Origin of the sequence: Streptomyces sp. NBC_01298 (genome assembly GCF_035978755.1) — a bacterium.
Classification (GTDB): Bacteria; Actinomycetota; Actinomycetes; order Streptomycetales; family Streptomycetaceae; genus Streptomyces.
Map to the genome: position 1 here is coordinate 7,475,760 of NZ_CP108414.1, position 15,369 is coordinate 7,491,128.

Annotated in this window: 12 protein-coding genes; 7 read left to right on the forward strand and 5 right to left on the reverse strand. The window is 73.2% G+C overall.

What is annotated here, in order from left to right; all coding sequences use genetic code 11:
- The first annotated feature begins 120 nt into the window (after nucleotides 1-120).
- Genes OG730_RS34035 through OG730_RS34050 form a run of 4 tightly spaced genes read left to right on the forward strand, consistent with a single transcriptional unit; the run spans nucleotide 121 to nucleotide 4,705 of the window.
- Nucleotides 121-3,216 carry a nitrate- and nitrite sensing domain-containing protein gene (locus OG730_RS34035; protein WP_327309537.1) on the forward strand — a complete coding sequence of 1,032 codons (3,096 nt, stop codon included), beginning with the start codon at nucleotides 121-123 and terminating at the stop codon, nucleotides 3,214-3,216.
- Nucleotides 3,213-3,650: a roadblock/LC7 domain-containing protein gene (locus OG730_RS34040; protein WP_243341589.1), complete on the forward strand. Its 438-nt coding sequence runs from the start codon at nucleotides 3,213-3,215 to the stop codon at nucleotides 3,648-3,650. Before OG730_RS34035 ends, OG730_RS34040 begins: the two co-directional genes overlap by 4 nt.
- A 10-nt stretch (nucleotides 3,651-3,660) precedes the next feature.
- The gene (locus OG730_RS34045) at nucleotides 3,661-4,101 is read left to right on the forward strand and encodes a DUF742 domain-containing protein (RefSeq protein ID WP_327307824.1); all 441 of its coding nucleotides are present in this window, start codon (nucleotides 3,661-3,663) and stop codon (nucleotides 4,099-4,101) included.
- Nucleotides 4,082-4,705 carry a GTP-binding protein gene (locus OG730_RS34050; RefSeq protein WP_327307825.1) on the forward strand — a complete coding sequence of 208 codons (624 nt, stop codon included), beginning with the start codon at nucleotides 4,082-4,084 and terminating at the stop codon, nucleotides 4,703-4,705. Before OG730_RS34045 ends, OG730_RS34050 begins: the two co-directional genes overlap by 20 nt.
- Nucleotides 4,706-4,919: 214 nt before the next feature.
- Here OG730_RS34050 and OG730_RS34055 read toward each other — a convergent pair whose 3' ends face one another.
- The 4 genes from OG730_RS34055 to OG730_RS34070 all read right to left on the reverse strand — a co-directional run bounded on the left by OG730_RS34055 (nucleotide 4,920) and on the right by OG730_RS34070 (nucleotide 7,863).
- Entirely contained in the window at nucleotides 4,920-6,110 is a 1,191-nt protein-coding gene (locus tag OG730_RS34055) for a lipid-transfer protein (protein ID WP_327307826.1), read from the reverse strand.
- Nucleotides 6,107-6,571 (reverse strand): Zn-ribbon domain-containing OB-fold protein, encoded by a 465-nt coding sequence (locus OG730_RS34060; RefSeq protein WP_442815230.1) that lies wholly within the window; start codon nucleotides 6,569-6,571, stop codon nucleotides 6,107-6,109. Before OG730_RS34060 ends, OG730_RS34055 begins: the two co-directional genes overlap by 4 nt.
- Nucleotides 6,572-6,635: 64 nt before the next feature.
- A complete protein-coding gene (locus OG730_RS34065; RefSeq protein ID WP_327307828.1) occupies nucleotides 6,636-7,016 on the reverse strand; it encodes an Mpo1-like protein in 381 nt (126 codons plus the stop codon).
- A gap of 13 nt (nucleotides 7,017-7,029) precedes the next feature.
- Nucleotides 7,030-7,863, reverse strand: coding sequence for a M15 family metallopeptidase (locus OG730_RS34070; protein ID WP_327307829.1), 834 nt, complete (start codon nucleotides 7,861-7,863; stop codon nucleotides 7,030-7,032).
- A gap of 29 nt (nucleotides 7,864-7,892) precedes the next feature.
- Here OG730_RS34070 and OG730_RS34075 point away from each other — a divergent pair, with 29 nt between their 5' ends.
- Both OG730_RS34075 and OG730_RS34080 read left to right on the forward strand, forming a co-directional pair.
- Nucleotides 7,893-8,402, forward strand: a complete 510-nt coding sequence (locus OG730_RS34075) for an NUDIX domain-containing protein (RefSeq protein WP_327307830.1) — start codon at nucleotides 7,893-7,895, stop codon at nucleotides 8,400-8,402.
- Between the two features lie 190 nt (nucleotides 8,403-8,592).
- Nucleotides 8,593-10,434, forward strand: a complete 1,842-nt coding sequence (locus tag OG730_RS34080) for a M1 family aminopeptidase (RefSeq protein WP_327307831.1) — start codon at nucleotides 8,593-8,595, stop codon at nucleotides 10,432-10,434.
- A gap of 141 nt (nucleotides 10,435-10,575) precedes the next feature.
- On the opposite strand, the gene OG730_RS34085 is transcribed toward OG730_RS34080, so the two are convergent.
- Nucleotides 10,576-13,077 (reverse strand): glycoside hydrolase family 31 protein, encoded by a 2,502-nt coding sequence (locus OG730_RS34085; protein WP_327307832.1) that lies wholly within the window; start codon nucleotides 13,075-13,077, stop codon nucleotides 10,576-10,578.
- A 248-nt stretch (nucleotides 13,078-13,325) separates the two neighbouring features.
- Here OG730_RS34085 and OG730_RS34090 point away from each other — a divergent pair, with 248 nt between their 5' ends.
- Nucleotides 13,326-15,305, forward strand: coding sequence for an acetoacetate--CoA ligase (locus OG730_RS34090; protein WP_327307833.1), 1,980 nt, complete (start codon nucleotides 13,326-13,328; stop codon nucleotides 15,303-15,305).
- Nucleotides 15,306-15,369: the final 64 nt, after the last annotated feature.

A 15,369-nucleotide genomic window follows, 5' to 3' on the forward strand; every position in this document is an offset into this window, starting at 1 on the left:
GTGGCAGTAGTAGGCTCACGCCGTTTAAATGACGGAACACCAACCCCCGGTAACGGGGTTGAGCTGGGGGAGGCTGGGGAGGCCATGCGCTTTCGCGGGAAGTCCATCCGCCGGAAGATCGTGGCGTTGCTCCTTGTGCCGCTCGTCTCCCTGACCGCCCTCTGGGGCTTCGCAACGGTGATCACCGGCCGCCAGGCCGTCCAACTGCTCGGTGTCGCCTACGTCATCGACAAGGTCGGCTACCCCATTGAGGACGTCGTCCGCGTCATCCAGAAGGAGCGCCGCCAGACCCTGGTGGTCATCGGCGACCCGCGCGCCTCCAACGCCACCACCGAGCTGGCCAGGAGCCGCGCGGCCACCGACGAGGCGGTCGACAGGATCTCCGCCGACGCACGGGACCCCGAGGTCGTCGACGAGCTCACCCCGGCCACCGCCCAGCACCTGAACTCCATCCTCGAGGCCTTCCACGGCATCGGAGCGCTGCGCGGCGCGGTGGACGGGGGCTCCGTCGACACCAACCAGGCGCTGGAGCTCTACAACCGGCTCGTGGACCCCTGCTACGACTTCCTCATGAACCTCCACGCGCTCCAGGACGTGGAGATGGACAAGCAGGGCCGCGCCCTCGTCGGGATCACCCGCGCCCGCGAGACGCTCTCGCGCGAGGACGCCCTCGTCGCGGGCGCCCTCGCCGCCCGCAACGTGAGTTCGGCGGACATCCGGCGCGTCTCCGACTTCGTGGCCAACCGCAAGCTGCTCTACGAGTTCAACCTCGCGATCCTCCCGGCCGCCGACCGGGAGCAGTTCGAGCAGTACTGGAACAACCCGGAGAGCCGCGCCCTGCGCGAGGCAGAGGAACGATTCCTCGTCCAGGGCCCGACCCACAGCCCGCGCAACGTCCCCGTGGCCCATTGGGACGAGGCCGCCGGAAAGGTGCTCGGCGACCTCGCCGTCATGGGCACCGCCGCGGGCGACCGCTACCAGAAGCGCGTCGAGCCCGTGGCCATGGACGTCCTGGTCCAGGCCGCCCTCGCCGGCGTGCTCGGGTTCATCGCCCTCGTCGTCTCCCTCGTCCTGTCCGTGCGCATCGGCCGCGACCTGATCCGCGACCTGTCCCGGCTCCGCAAGGAGGCCCACGAGGTCTCCGGCATCCGCCTCCCCGGCGTGATGCGCCGTCTCGCCGCGGGCGAGCACGTGGACGTGGAGACCGAGGCGCCCCGCCTGGAGTACGAGAAGGACGAGGTCGGCCAGGTCGGCCAGGCCCTCAACTCCCTCCAGCGCGCGGCCATCGAGGCCGCCGTCAAGCAGGCCGAGCTCCGTCGCGGGGTGTCCGAGGTGTTCGTCAACCTGGCCCGCCGCAACCAGGTGCTGCTGCACCGCCAGCTCACCCTGCTCGACACCATGGAGCGGCGCACCGAGGACACCGAGGAGCTCGCCGACCTCTTCCGCCTCGACCACATGACCACCCGCATGCGCCGCCACGCCGAGGGCCTGGTGATCCTCTCCGGCGCTGCGCCCTCCCGCCAGTGGCGCAAGCCCGTCCAGCTGATGGACGTCGTACGGGCCGCCGTCGCCGAGGTGGAGGACTACGAGCGCATCGAGGTGCGCCGGCTGCCGCGCCTGGGCATCGCCGGCCCGGCCGTCGCCGACGTCACCCACCTCATCGCCGAACTCCTGGAGAACGCCACCGTCTTCTCCCCGCCGCACACGGGGGTCCAGGTCCTCGGCGAGCGCGTGGCCAACGGCTTCACCCTGGAGATCCACGACCGGGGCCTCGGCATGACCCCCGAGGCGCTCTTCGACGCGAACCTCCGGCTCACCGAGACCTCCGAGTTCGAACTCTCCGACACCGACCGGCTCGGCCTGTTCGTCGTCAGCCGCCTCGCGCACCGGCACGAGGTCAAGGTCCGCCTCCAGATCAGCCCCTACGGAGGCACCACCGCGGTGGTCTTCCTCCCGGTGGCCCTGCTGACGGAGGCTCCCGACACCAACGGCACCGGCATCCGGCTGGCCGGCGGCAGGGCGGCCGGCGGCCCGGTCGGCTCCGCCCGTCCGAAGGCCGTGGCCGAGCGGGGCGCCGGCGACCGCAGGCTCCCGGCCGGCGCCGAACTGCGCGGTCCCGTCGAGCTGGAGGCCCCGATCGGCATGCTGGGGCTGGACGAGCCCGTCCCGGCCCCTGAGGACGTCCCCACGGGCATCACGGGCTCCACCGGAGCGATCGGGCTCACCGGGCTCTCCGGAGCCAAGGGCAGGCCCGCCATGGCCACCCTCGACGACGAGACCCCGCCGAACGGCATTTCGCGGGGCTCCCTGCTCGGACTGCCCCCGGCGGCCCGGCCCCACACCGACAAGCACACCGACCGCGGCGGCCCCCGCAAGGGCGACCGCGGCGCGGACCGCATGGGCGAGCGGCCCGCCGACGGCTCCGGCGACCGTACGGGCCTGTGGAAGGGCGAGCGTTCCACCGAGGCCCCCGCCGAGCGGGCCGGAGCCCGGCACGGCGACCGCGATTCCGCCCGGGAGGGCTTCCGCGACCGCGGCCACCGGGAGCGGGACCGGGAGCCCCTGCCTCCCACCGGCCCGGTCCGCCTGGAACCGGCGCGGGCGGAGTCACCCCGCCCCGACGGCGCCCGTTCGCCCGGCGCGGTCCCGCTCCCGCGGCGCCGCCCCACCCCGACCCTGGTGGCCGAACACGGCCGCCGCGTGGAGCCCCGTCCGGTCTCGGCGGTCCCGGACGCGCAGACGGGTCCGGTGCCGAACGGCCCCGCGCACCCCGCGGCCGCTCCCCCCGGCGCGACCCTGCCCCGGCGGATCCGTCAGGCCAGCCTCGCGCCCCAGCTCAAGGACGCCCCGGCCCAGGCAGCCGCCGAAGCCGCGGGCGACCCGGTGGCCGACCGCGACGCCGAGGACGTGCGCCGGCGCATGTCCTCGCTCCAGCGCGGCTGGACCGCGGGCCGCGACCACCACGCGCGGCAGCAGGCGGAACGGACCGAGCAGTCGGAACGGACCGAGCAGTCGGAACGGACCGAGCTGTCGGAGCGGACCGAGCTGTCGGAGCGGACCGAGCTGTCGGAGCGGAGCGAGCAGCCCGCATCGGCGGTCCAGCCCGCCGACCAGACGCAGCACGCGCAGCCACACGCACCACACCAGTCCGTGACCGAGGCCGGCACCCCTGCCGCCACCGGTCCCGGATGCGAGAGCGAAAGGGACGGTCGATGACCGCACCGCAGTCCGGCAACGACACCAGGGGCCGTGGTTCCGGCCCCCTCAACTGGCTCCTCGACGAGCTCGTCGACCGGGTCGCCAGCATCCGCAAGGCCGTGGTCCTCTCCGGGGACGGCCTGCCCACCGGCAGCTCCAAGGACCTCACCCGGGAGGACAGCGAGCACCTGGCCGCCGTGGCCTCCGGCTTCCACAGCCTCGCCAAGGGCGTCGGCCGCCACTTCGACTCCGGCAGGGTCCGCCAGACCGTGGTCGAGCTGGACGAGGCGTTCCTCTTCGTCATGGCGGCCGGCGACGGAAGCTGTCTGGCGGTCCTGGCCGACGCCGACTCCGACGTCGGCCAGGTCGCGTACGAGATGACCCTCATGGTCAAGCGGGTCGGTGACCACCTGGCGACCGCCCCGCGCACCGGGCTGCCCGCCGGAGGGTGAGTCGGACGGCATGAGCGATCCAGGCCAGGACCACCCCGCCCACATCCCAGGCACCGCTGCCGGCTCCGACGCCGCGGCCGGCCAGTGGTTCGACGACGACGCCGGTCCCGTGGTGCGTCCGTACGCGATGACCCGCGGCCGGACCAGCCACGCCGGACAGCACCGCCTCGACCTGATCGCACTGGTGGTCGCGGAATCCGCGGCCGACGACCCGGTCTGGGACACCACCCTGTCCCCGGAACACGCCGACATCCTCGGCCTCTGCCTGCTCCGCCCGCAGTCCGTGGCGGAGATAGCGGCCGAACTCGACCTCGCGGTCGGGGTCGTACGCGTCCTGATCGGAGATCTCGTCGACGACGAACTGGTGCACGTGACCCGGCCGGTCCCCCCGGCCGAACTGCCCGACGAATCCATTCTGCGTGAGGTGATCGATGGCCTTCGGGCGCTCTAGCCGCACCGGCGCCATGCATGCCGTGACGCCGGTCGAGCCGCTGACCCTGAAAATCCTGGTCGCGGGCGGTTTCGGGGTGGGCAAGACCACCCTGGTCAGTGCGGTGAGCGAGATCAGACCGCTCCGGACGGAGGAACGCCTCTCCGAGCCGGGCCGCGGCATCGACGACACCCAGGGGGTGGAGGGCAAGAGCACCACCACGGTGGCCATGGACTTCGGGCGCATCACGCTGCGCGAGGACCTGGTGCTGTACCTGTTCGGCACACCCGGACAGGACCGCTTCTGGTTCCTGTGGGACGAGCTGGCCCAGGGCTCGCTCGGCGCCGTCGTCCTCGCGGACACCCGGCGCCTCTCCGACTGCTTCGCCGCCATCGACTACTTCGAGCGCCGCGAGATCCCCTTCGTGGTCGCCGTGAACTGCTTCGAGGGAGCCGAGCGGTACCCCGTGGTGGCCGTACGGGCAGCCCTGGACCTCACCCCCGAGGTGCCGGTGCTGCTGTGCGACGCACGCGACCGGGAATCGGTGAAGGACGTCCTGGTGGGAGTCGTGGAACACGCGATGACCCTGGCCAGAGCCCGCCGCGCGAGCCTGACCACGCCGTAGGGAGGCCTCCGCACCGGGCCGCGACATGGAGGCGGCCCGTACCCCCGCCGACTGGGGTACGGGCCGCAGCTCTCATGGGGGGATCCGGGTGTCCCGGTGGCGGCGCGGGACCGTGGAGAGAGTGTGAACCCGCCGCTGGGGACCGTCAAGCGTTCGGACAGCAGCCGCTGTTCAGCGGCCCACCGGGAGCCGGGCGGCCGCGGGGGACGGCCGCTCAGCGCACGGCGACGACCGCCGATCCGTGCCCGAACAGCCCCTGGTTCGCGGTGATTCCGACCCGTGCCCCCGCCACCTGCCGCTCTCCGGCCGTGCCCCGGAGCTGCCAGGTCAGCTCACAGACCTGGGCGATGGCCTGCGCCGGCACAGCCTCCCCGAACGACGCCAGTCCACCACTGGTGTTGACGGGGATCCGCCCGCCGAGCGCCGTCGCGCCCTCGCGCACGAGCTTGGCCCCCTCGCCCTCCCCGCACAGGCCGATGTCCTCGTACCACTCCAGCTCCAGCGCGGTCGACAGGTCGTAGACCTCGGCCAGCGAGAGGTCGTCCGGCCCGAGCCCCGCCTCCTCGTACGCGGCCCGCGCGATCGAGGCCCGGAAGGAGCCGGGAGTCGCCGCCACGGCCGTCACCGAGTCGGTGGCGATGTCCGGCAGGTCCAGGACGGTACGGGGATACGTGGGCGTCACCGTGGACACGGCCCGGATCCGCACCGGGTCCAGGACACCCCGCGAGCGCGCGAAGTCCATGCTGCTCAGCACCAGCGCCGCGCCCCCGTCGGAGGTGGCGCAGATGTCGAGCAGCCGCAGCGGATCGGCGACGATCGCCGAGGCGGCCACCTCCTCGGCCGTCACGGCCTTGCGGTAGCGGGCGTTCGGGTTCAGCAGACCGGCCGCCGCGTTCTTCACCTTGACCTGCGCGAAGTCCTCACCGGTGTCCCCGTACAGGGCCATCCGGCGCCGGGCGTACAGCGCGAAGTACGCCGGGTTCGTGGCCCCCAGGACCCGGAAGCGCAGCCAGTCCGGGTCGTCCGGCCGGTCCCCTCCCGCGGGCGCGAAGAACCCCTTCGGGGCGGCGTCCGCCCCGACCACCAGCACCACGTCGGCGAGCCCGGCCAGGATCTGCGCCCGGGCCGCGCCGATGGCCTGGGCGCCGGACGCGCAGGCCGCGTACACGCTGGTCACGCGGGCTCCCTGCCAGCCCAGCGCCTGCGCGAAGGTGGCTCCGGCCACGTAGCCGGGGTAGCCCGACCGGACGGTGTCGGCCCCCACGATGGACTGCACGTCGGTCCAGTCCAGCCCGGCGTCGGCGAGCGCGGCCCGCGCCGCGGCCCGTCCGTACTCGACGAAGCTGCGGCCCCACTTGCCCCACGGGTGCATGCCGGCCCCGAGGACGGCGATGTCGGTGCTCACAGTTCCACCCCCACCGGCCGGAAGTGCCAGGTGGTCCACGTGTTCCCGTCGGGGTCCTCGTTCAGCACGCCGCCGACCACCTCGACCTCCATCCCGACCGCCAGGTCGGCGACGCCCACCCCGGGCACCGTCTGCCCCAGCACGACCATCCCCTCGGCCTCCAGCTCCACGGCGACCAGGGTGTACGGGGTCCAGGGCGCGTCCGGGTCGGACACGTACGGCGCGGGCGGCCGGTACCGCCCGTCGGTGTAGGACCAGACCCGGCCGCGCGGGGACAGCGGGGTCTCGGCGAGCTCGCCGCCGCCCGGGCAGTGCGGATTGCGGCAGTACGCGTCCTCGCGCGGGAAGAACACGGCGGCGCAGGCGGAGCACCGGGTGCCGAGCAGCCGGAACCCGCCGTACCCGCCGTCCGTTTCGGCTGTGCCGTCTGCGTAGTCCCCGCTGAACCACCCGCTGACCACGGGTGTACGTGTGCGTTCCAAGACCCCTCCCGAAACAGGCATCTGACGATCCGTCAGGAGTCTGTCAGGGAACGCTCGGGAACGCACCCCCGGTGCCGCACTCCTCGCACGGGTTCTCGGCGAGCCACTTCCGCGCGATCTCGCCGAGCTCCGCGTCCCGCCCGGCCAGCATCATCCGGATCATCTGAGCGTCCCCGCGCAACGACCATCCCGGACTGCCGAAGCTGGCGGGGTTGTTCCGCTCGATCAGGAAATGCGCCGGCCACGCGGTCCCGTACCCGATCAGGGGCAGCGCGGCGATGTACCGCTTCCGGCCGCGGGCCAGCCCGTAGGCGGAGAGCGCGAGGCCGGTGAGGGTACCGGCGAGATGGATCCAGCGGGTGGCGGCGCGGGAGTGCATGGCGACGTAGTAGGGCCAGAACTCCTCGTACGAACTGAATGTCATGCGGGCACGGTACTCAGCGGTGAACGGAGGCGACAGAGACGGGGAAATCGAAATACGTGGCCGGGAACGACTCCGGCGCGTACGTGAAATGCCACCACTCCTGGGGCAGGTTCACGAACCCCTGCCGGCCGAGCACCCGCTTGAGGAGATCACGGCGTTCGCGGGCCGCCCCGGTCACCCGAGGGCTGTCGGTGTGCGCGAGCGGGTCGAAGAAGTCGAAGGGAGTCCCCAGGTCGAGCGCCCCCCGGCCGAGCTCCGCCAAGGTCACGTCGACGGTGCTGCCGCGGCTGTGCCCGGACCGCTCGGCGATGTACCCCTCCGGGATCAGCCGGTCCTTGGCCACCCCCGGATAGAACTCCGCCTTGGTCGACTGATCGGCCCCGTCCCGGGCCCACCGCACGAACCGGTCGACGGCCCGCTGCGGCCGGTAGCAGTCGTGCACCAGCAGCGAGTACCCGCGGCGCAGCACCTCGCGCTGCGCCCGCCGCAGCGCCTCGGCGGCGGGCCGGGCGAGCAGGCAGACGGGCTCGTCGTAGCCGTCCACGACCGCCCCGGTGAAATTGTGCGGGGTGGCGTACCGCATCTCCTGCCCGATGCTCGCGTCCACCTCGGCAACGGCCACGAACCCGACGGCGAAGGAGGCCCGCCCGCCGGGGCCACCGGGCGCACCGGTCCCACCGGTCCCACCGGGCGCGGCCCGGGACGCGGCCGCCACCCCGGTCCGCGCGGCGGGGCCGCTCACCGCCCCCACCGCCCCCACCGTCCCCGGCGCGGCCACGCCCGCTGGCGCGGCCACCGCCGCCAGCACGCCCAGCAGCCCGCCCACCCATCCCGCAACAACCGCCATCCGCATGTCCCTTGGCATACCATCGCCGCATGCCGGCGCACCTGAAGGACTCGCACTGCTCCGCCTGTGGAGCCCTGTTCGACTCGGCCGACTGGCCCCGTACCTGCCCCTCGTGCGGCGCGGTCGCCTACCGCAACCCCCTCCCGGTCGCCGTCGCCCTGCTCCCCGTGGAGGACGAGCTCGGCACCGGTCTGGTGGTCATCACCCGCACCATCGAGCCCGCCCTCGGCGCCGTCGCCCTGCCCGGCGGATTCATGGACTTCGGCGAGGACTGGCGCGAGTCGGTGGTCCGCGAACTCCGCGAGGAGACCGGCATCCACGCCCCGGCCTCCGAGGTCGCCCTCGCCGACACCCTCAGCTCCCCGGCCGGCCACCTGCTGGTCTTCGGCCTCCTGCCCGTCCGCCCGGCCGCGTCCCTCCCGGCGTCGGTCCCGACGGACGAAACCACCGGCTGGCACGTCCTGCGCGGCCCGGAGCCGCTGGCGTTCCCCCTGCACACGGCGGTGGCCGGGGCCTGGTTCGAGGGCCGTTACCGCTGAGCGGTACCGCCCAGAGGAACTCACCGTTCGGAGAACGAACCCTTTACCTGCCTCTGATGGCATGCTCCGGTCAAATCTGCCAGGCTTCCCGGCAGCCGTCACCCCCGCGGCTGCCCTCCGGCGCACCCAGGCCGGCCGGGCAGCAGCCACCGAGCAGGCCGCAACCCCGGCCGCCTCAAAGGAGTTTCGCGTGAGAGCCACCCCCCACAAGGCCCTCGCGGCGAGTGCGTTCGCCATCGCCGCGCTGGTAGCAGCCGCCCTGCCCGCCACCTCGGCGGCAGCGGCGCCCGCCGCCTGTACCCCCGCCCAAGTGGTCGCCAACGGCGGCTTCGAAGGCGGAGCGTCACCCTGGACCCAGTCGCAGACCGGCCTGATCACCAACCGCACCGGCCAGAGCGCCCACGGCGGTACGTACTTCGCCTGGCTGAACGGCGTCGGCAGCACCCACACCGACACGCTCTCCCAGAGCGTCACCATCCCCTCCGGGTGCAGCAGTGCGAGCCTCACCTTCTGGATGCACGTCGACACCGCCGAGACCACGACGTCGACCAAGTACGACAAGCTGACGGCGAAGATCGGCACGACGACGCTGGCGACGTACTCGAACCTCGACAAGAACACCGGCTACGTCCAGAAGTCCTTCGACGTCTCCGCGTTCGCCGGCCAGACCGTGAGCCTCGCCTTCACCGGCACGGAGGACTCCAGCCTCAAGACCAACTTCGTCCTCGACGACATCGCCCTCGACACCTCCGGCGGCACCACCCCGCCCGGGGACTCCACGCGCACCCCGGCGGCTCCCGCCTACACCGTCAGCCTGAGCAGCGACGCGGCCGGCACCGTCTGGACCGGTCACCAGAGCGCGAGCTTCACCAACACCTCCGCCACCCCGCTCGGCGAGGTGTACCTGAGGCTGTGGGACAACTACCACGGGACCTGCGCCGCGATGCCCATCGTGGTCAGCAACGTCACCGGCGGCACGGCGGGCGCCCTGTCCGTCAACTGCACCGCGCTCAAGATCGACCTGCCGGCGCCGCTGACCCAGGGCCAGAGCGCCACGATCGGCTTCGACCTCGGCATCACCGTGCCCAGCGGCGCCGACCGCTTCGGCCACGACGGGGCCTTCAGCTTCATCGGCAACGCCCTGCCCGTGCTCGCGGTCCGGGACGGGGCCGGCTGGCACCTGGACCCGTACACGAACAACGGCGAGTCGTTCTACTCCCTGGCCGCCGACTTCAGCGTCGCCCTCGACCACCCGAGCGGCCTGCTCGTACCGGCCACCGGCGCATCGGTGGACACCCCGGGCACCAGCGGGCGCACGGTGACCACCGCCACCGCCTCCAAGGTGCGCGACTTCGCCTGGGCGGCCGGCCCGTTCAGCAAGATCTCCGGAACCTCCGCCGCCGGAACCCCGGTCAACGTCTACTCCGTCTCGGGCATCAGCGCGGCGGACTCCCAGTCGATGCTCACTACGGCCAAGTCCGCCGTGGACGCCCACTCCGCCCGGTTCGGGGCCTACCCGTACGGCGAACTGGACGCGGTGATCGACAACAACTTCTGGTTCGGCGGCATGGAATACCCCGGGTTCGTCCTCGACCTGGTCAGCACCACGGCGCTCACCCACGAGATCGCCCACCAGTGGTGGTACGGCATCGTCGGCGACGACCAGTACAACAATCCGTGGCTGGACGAGGCGTTCACCGACTACGCCACCGACCTCGCACAGAACAAGACCGGCGCGAGCTGCTGGAACAGCACCTCCTGGGCCTCGTCGGCCGAGAAGATCAGCAACTCGATGGCCTACTGGGACACCCACTCCTCCCGCTACTCCACCGTCATCTACGGGTACGGCAAGTGCGCCCTGCACGACCTGCGCAGGGTCCTCGGCGACACCGCGATGGCCAAGCTGCTGAAGGACTACGCCACTTCGCACTGGTACGGAGTCTCGACCACGGCCGAGTTCAAAGCGGCCGCCCAGGCCGCCACGACCACGGACCTGACCTCGTTCTGGACCACGCACCGCATCGACGGCTGACCCCGGACCGGTCCGCCGGGGCCCGCGCCTCCGAGCGCCCCGGTGGACCGGCACCTCCGGGCCCAGCAGTCGGCACCCTCCTAGGGCCTGTCGTCAAACTCCCGCCTGCCGCGGGCGACGACGGGAGTTTGACGACAGGCCCTAGAGCCCCCGCAGCACCACCCCGTCCACCCGCTCCCCGGCCTCGTCCTCCACCACCACCGCGTCCCCGGCCCACCGCACCACGTACCGCTCCACCTCGACCGGCTCGAAGCCCGGCCCCGGGTCCCGGATCACCACCCCGCCGCCCGTGCGCCCCCGCGCCGGAGCCCACGCCTCCAGGGCCACCGACCCGTCGGCCGCCCGCACCGGCAGCAGCGAGCCGGCCCGCGCCAGTACCGGGATCCGGTCCGCCGGGGCGTCCAGCAGGATCTGGCCCGGCCCCTCGTACGCCAGGCCCGTCACCGTGTCGTACCAGCGCCCGCGCGGCAGCCGCACCGCCCGCCGGTCCGACCCGCACTCCAGCACCGGCGCCACCAACAGGGCGTCACCCAGCAGGAACGCGTCCTCGCAGTCCCGTAGCGCGCGGTCCTCCGGAGCCCCCCACCACAGCGGCCGTACGTACGGCGCCCCGGTCCTGCGCGCCATATGGGCCAGCGTCACGAAGTACGGGCGCAGCCGCTCCCGTTCCGCCAGGACGGCCCGCGCGGCCCGGGTGGTCTCCTCCCCGAACTCCCACGGTTCCCTGCGCCCGGCCCAGATCGCCGAGTGGGTCCGGAACAGCGGCAGGTAGGAGCCCAGTTGCAGCCACCGCAGGTACAACTCCGGGGAGGGCGAGCCCCAGAAGCCGCCGACGTCCGGCCCCGAGTACGGCACCCCGCACAGTCCGAGGCCCAGTACCAGCGCCAGCGAGGCCCGCAGCCCGTCCCAGCTGCTCTCCACGTCACCCGACCACGTGCCCCCGTACCGCTGCATCCCCGCCCACCCCGACCGGGAGAAGAGGAACGGCCGCTCGGCCGGGCGCAGCCGTACGAGTCCCTCCCAGCCCGCGCGGGCCATCGCGAGGGCGTACACGTTGTGCGCCTCCCGGTGGTCCCCGCCGGCCCCCTCCAGCGCGTGCCGCGCCGACCGGGGGAGCGTCCGGTCCCCGAACGGGGCGAAGGACACCGGCTCGTTCATGTCGTGCCAGACCCCGGCGAAGCCCTGCGCGAGCCGCTCCGCGTACAGCTCACCCCACCACCGCCGCACCGCCGGATCCGTGAAGTCCGGGTACGCGCACTCGCCCGGCCACACCTCGCCCCGGACCTCCCGCCCCGCGGCGTCCCGTACGAACGCCCCGTGCGCCCCGACCGCCAGCCCCGCGGCGTGCAGCGGGTCGCCCGTCTTCACCGCCGGGTCGACGATGGAGACCAGTCGAACACCGCCGTCCGCCAACTCCCGCGCCAGCTTCGGCAGATCGGGAAACCGCTCGCGGTCCACGGTGAAGACCCGGTGGCCGTCGTAGTGGTCGATGTCCAGATGGACGGCCGACAGCGGCAGCCCCCGCTCGGCGTAGCCCGCCACGATCCGGCGGACCTCCGCCGCACTCCCGAACCCCCACCGCGCGTGCTGGTACCCGAGCGCCCACTCCGGCGGCACGGCGGCCCCGCCCGTCAGTCCGGACCAGCCCTGCAGCACGCGCCCGGGCGGCCCCACCAGCACCCAGCACCGCAAGGGGCCGCCCTCCATGCGCAGTTCGCAGGAGCCCGGCCGGTCCGCCCCCGATCCCGCGCCCTCCTCGCCCTCCCGCAACACCACCCGCCCGTCCCAGGAGTTGTCGTGGAACACCAGGTGCGTGCCCGCGTCCGCGACCACCAGCTGCACCGGCATCGTGATGTAGAGGGGCTCCTCGCCGGAACCGTCCGCGCCCCCGAACCCGCCTTCGGGATCGGTGTTCCACAGTCGGTAGCTCCCGTCCCGCAACCGCGGCCCCACCGCCCGCCCGCCCAGCCCGAACACCCGCGCGTCCGCCGCCACCTCGCTCCGCAACAGCCACCGCGAGCCGCCGCCCGCCACCCCGCCGCCGTCCCGCCCGTCCCCGTCCGCCCCGTCCCGGTCCGCACCGCCCGTGTCCGCCCCGACCTCGTCCGGCCCGCCCCCGGCCGCCCCGCCCGCGCTGCCCGGCTCGGCCGCATCCCCTTCGGCCCCGGCGGACCCCACGCCCACCGGGTCCCACCACCGCGGCGGCAGATCCCGCCGCAGCACCGTCCCGCCGGGGGTGCGCACCTCCACCGCCCCGTGCCGGGACACCGCCACCGTCACCCGCTCCGACACCACCCGCCAGCCGCCGTCGGTGTCCGGCTCCAGCTCGGCGCGCGGATCGGGCTCCGGCCCGCTGGCGACCACCGCGTACGAGGGCGCCGGCGCGGCCCCGTCCCAGCCCCAGAACACCGCCCCGCCCACGGTGACCCGCACCAGTAGCTCCGAACGGGTGAACCGGAGCACCCCACCGCCCGGCCGGGCCTCCGTACCGGTCAGCAGACCGGGCACCCGCGCCCGCTCGACGCCCCGGGGCGCGAGCCCCGCCGCGTCCACGCGCCGGTTGCGCCACGCGGAACGCCACGCGCGCCGCCCCCGCTCGTCGCCGAGGTCCTTCACCGCACGCACCAGCCCACGACCGTCCATGGCGCAACCCTGCCACCGCGACCCGCCCCAGAAGGCGCCGTTCAACTGCCGTTCACCCGCGAAAGGATCACGGCCGACCGCCGATGACGGCTCTGGTGCGGATGTCGATCACATGGCATCGTCCCTGTGAGCCCCCGTGCGCACACCCCGCGCGCGATGGCACCGTACGAACACCACATGCCACACCAGACGCCACACCACGCCACGCCCACGAGGCGCGAACCGCAGACGTGACCGGGAGCCGACGCATGACCGCAGCAGCCACCTCCTCCGAGCCCCTCTGGTCCCCGGGCCCCGACCGGATCGCCGCGGCCCGGATCACCGCCTTCCAGGCCTGGGCCGCCGAACACCACGGCGCCCCCGCGGACGGCGGCTACCCGGCCCTGCACAGCTGGTCCGTCGACGAGCTGGACACCTTCTGGCAGGCCGTCGCCGAGTGGTTCGACGTACGGTTCACCACCCCGTACGAGGCCGTCCTCGCGGACCGGTCCATGCCCGGCGCGGTCTGGTTCGAGGGCGCCACCCTCAACTACGCCGAGCACGCCCTGCGCGCCGCCGAGGACCCGGCCCGCGCCGCCGACGCGGCCCTGCTGTACGTGGACGAGACCCACGAGCCCACCCCCGTCACCTGGGCCGAGCTCAGCCGCCAGGTCGGCGCGCTCGCCGCGGAACTGCGCGCCCTGGGCGTGCGCCCCGGCGACCGGGTCAGCGGTTACCTCCCCAACATCCCCGAGGCCGTCACCGCGCTCCTCGCCACCGCCGCCGTCGGCGCCGTCTGGACCTCCTGCGCCCCCGATTTCGGCGCCCGCAGCGTCCTGGACCGCTTCCAGCAGGTGGAGCCGGTGGTCCTCTTCACCATCGACGGCTACCGCTACGGCGGCAAGGAACACGACCGCCGCGACACCGTCGCCGAACTGCGCGCCGAGCTCCCCTCCCTGCGCGCCGTCGTGCACATCCCGCTCCTCGGTACGCCGGCCCCCGCGGGCGCCCTCGACTGGTCGGCCCTCACCTCGGGCGACGCGGAGCCGGTCTTCGAGCCGGTCCCCTTCGACCACCCGCTCTGGGTCCTCTACTCCTCCGGCACCACCGGCCTGCCCAAGGCCATCGTCCAGTCGCAGGGCGGCATCCTCCTCGAACACCTCAAGCAGCTCGGCCTGCACTGCGACCTGGGCCCCGAGGACCGCTTCTTCTGGTACACCTCCACCGGCTGGATGATGTGGAACTTCCTCGTCTCCGGCCTGCTCACCGGCACCACCGTCGTGCTCTACGACGGCAGCCCGGGCTTCCCAGACACCGGCGCCCAATGGCGCATCGCGGAGCGGACCAAGGCCACCCTCTACGGAACCTCGGCCGCCTACGTGATGGCCTGCCGCAAGGCGGAGGTCCACCCCTCCCGCGACTTCGACCTCTCCTCCGTCAAGTGCGTGGCGACCACCGGATCCCCGCTGCCGCCCGACGGCTTCCGCTGGCTCCACGACGAGGTGGCCGAGGACCTCTGGATCGCCTCCGTCAGCGGCGGCACCGACGTCTGCAGCTGCTTCGCCGGCGCCGTCCCCACCCTCCCGGTGCACATCGGAGAGCTCCAGGCCGCCTGCCTGGGCACGGACCTCCAGGCCTGGGACCCCTCCGGCAAGCCCGTGACCGGCGAGGTCGGCGAGCTCGTCGTCACCAACCCCATGCCGTCCATGCCGATCCGCTTCTGGAACGACCCCGACGGCAGCCGCTACCGCGACAGCTACTTCGAGATGTTCCCCGGAGTCTGGCGCCACGGGGACTGGATCACGATCACCGATCACGGCTCCGTCGTCATCCACGGCCGCTCCGACTCCACCCTGAACCGCCAGGGTGTCCGGATGGGCTCCGCGGACATCTACGAGGCCGTCGAGCGACTCCCCGAAATCAAGGAGTCCCTGGTCATCGGCCTTGAGGAGCCGAACGGCGGGTACTGGATGCCGCTCTTCGTCCACCTCGTGCCCGGCGCCGTCCTCGACGAGGCCCTCCGCTCGCGGATCAAGGCCACGATCCGCGAGGAGCTCTCCCCGCGCCACGTCCCCGACGAGATCATCGAGGTGCCGGGCATCCCGCACACCCTCACCGGCAAGCGCATCGAGGTCCCGGTCAAGCGCCTCCTCCAGGGCGCTCCCCTGGCCAAGGCGGTCAACCCCGGCTCGGTCGACAACCTCGACCTCCTGCACTTCTACGAGGAGCTCGCCCGCACCCGCGGCTGACGCGAACGGTCACTGTCAGTGGCGATGATTACTCTGAGTGAGCAAGCGATCGCTTCACTCAGGG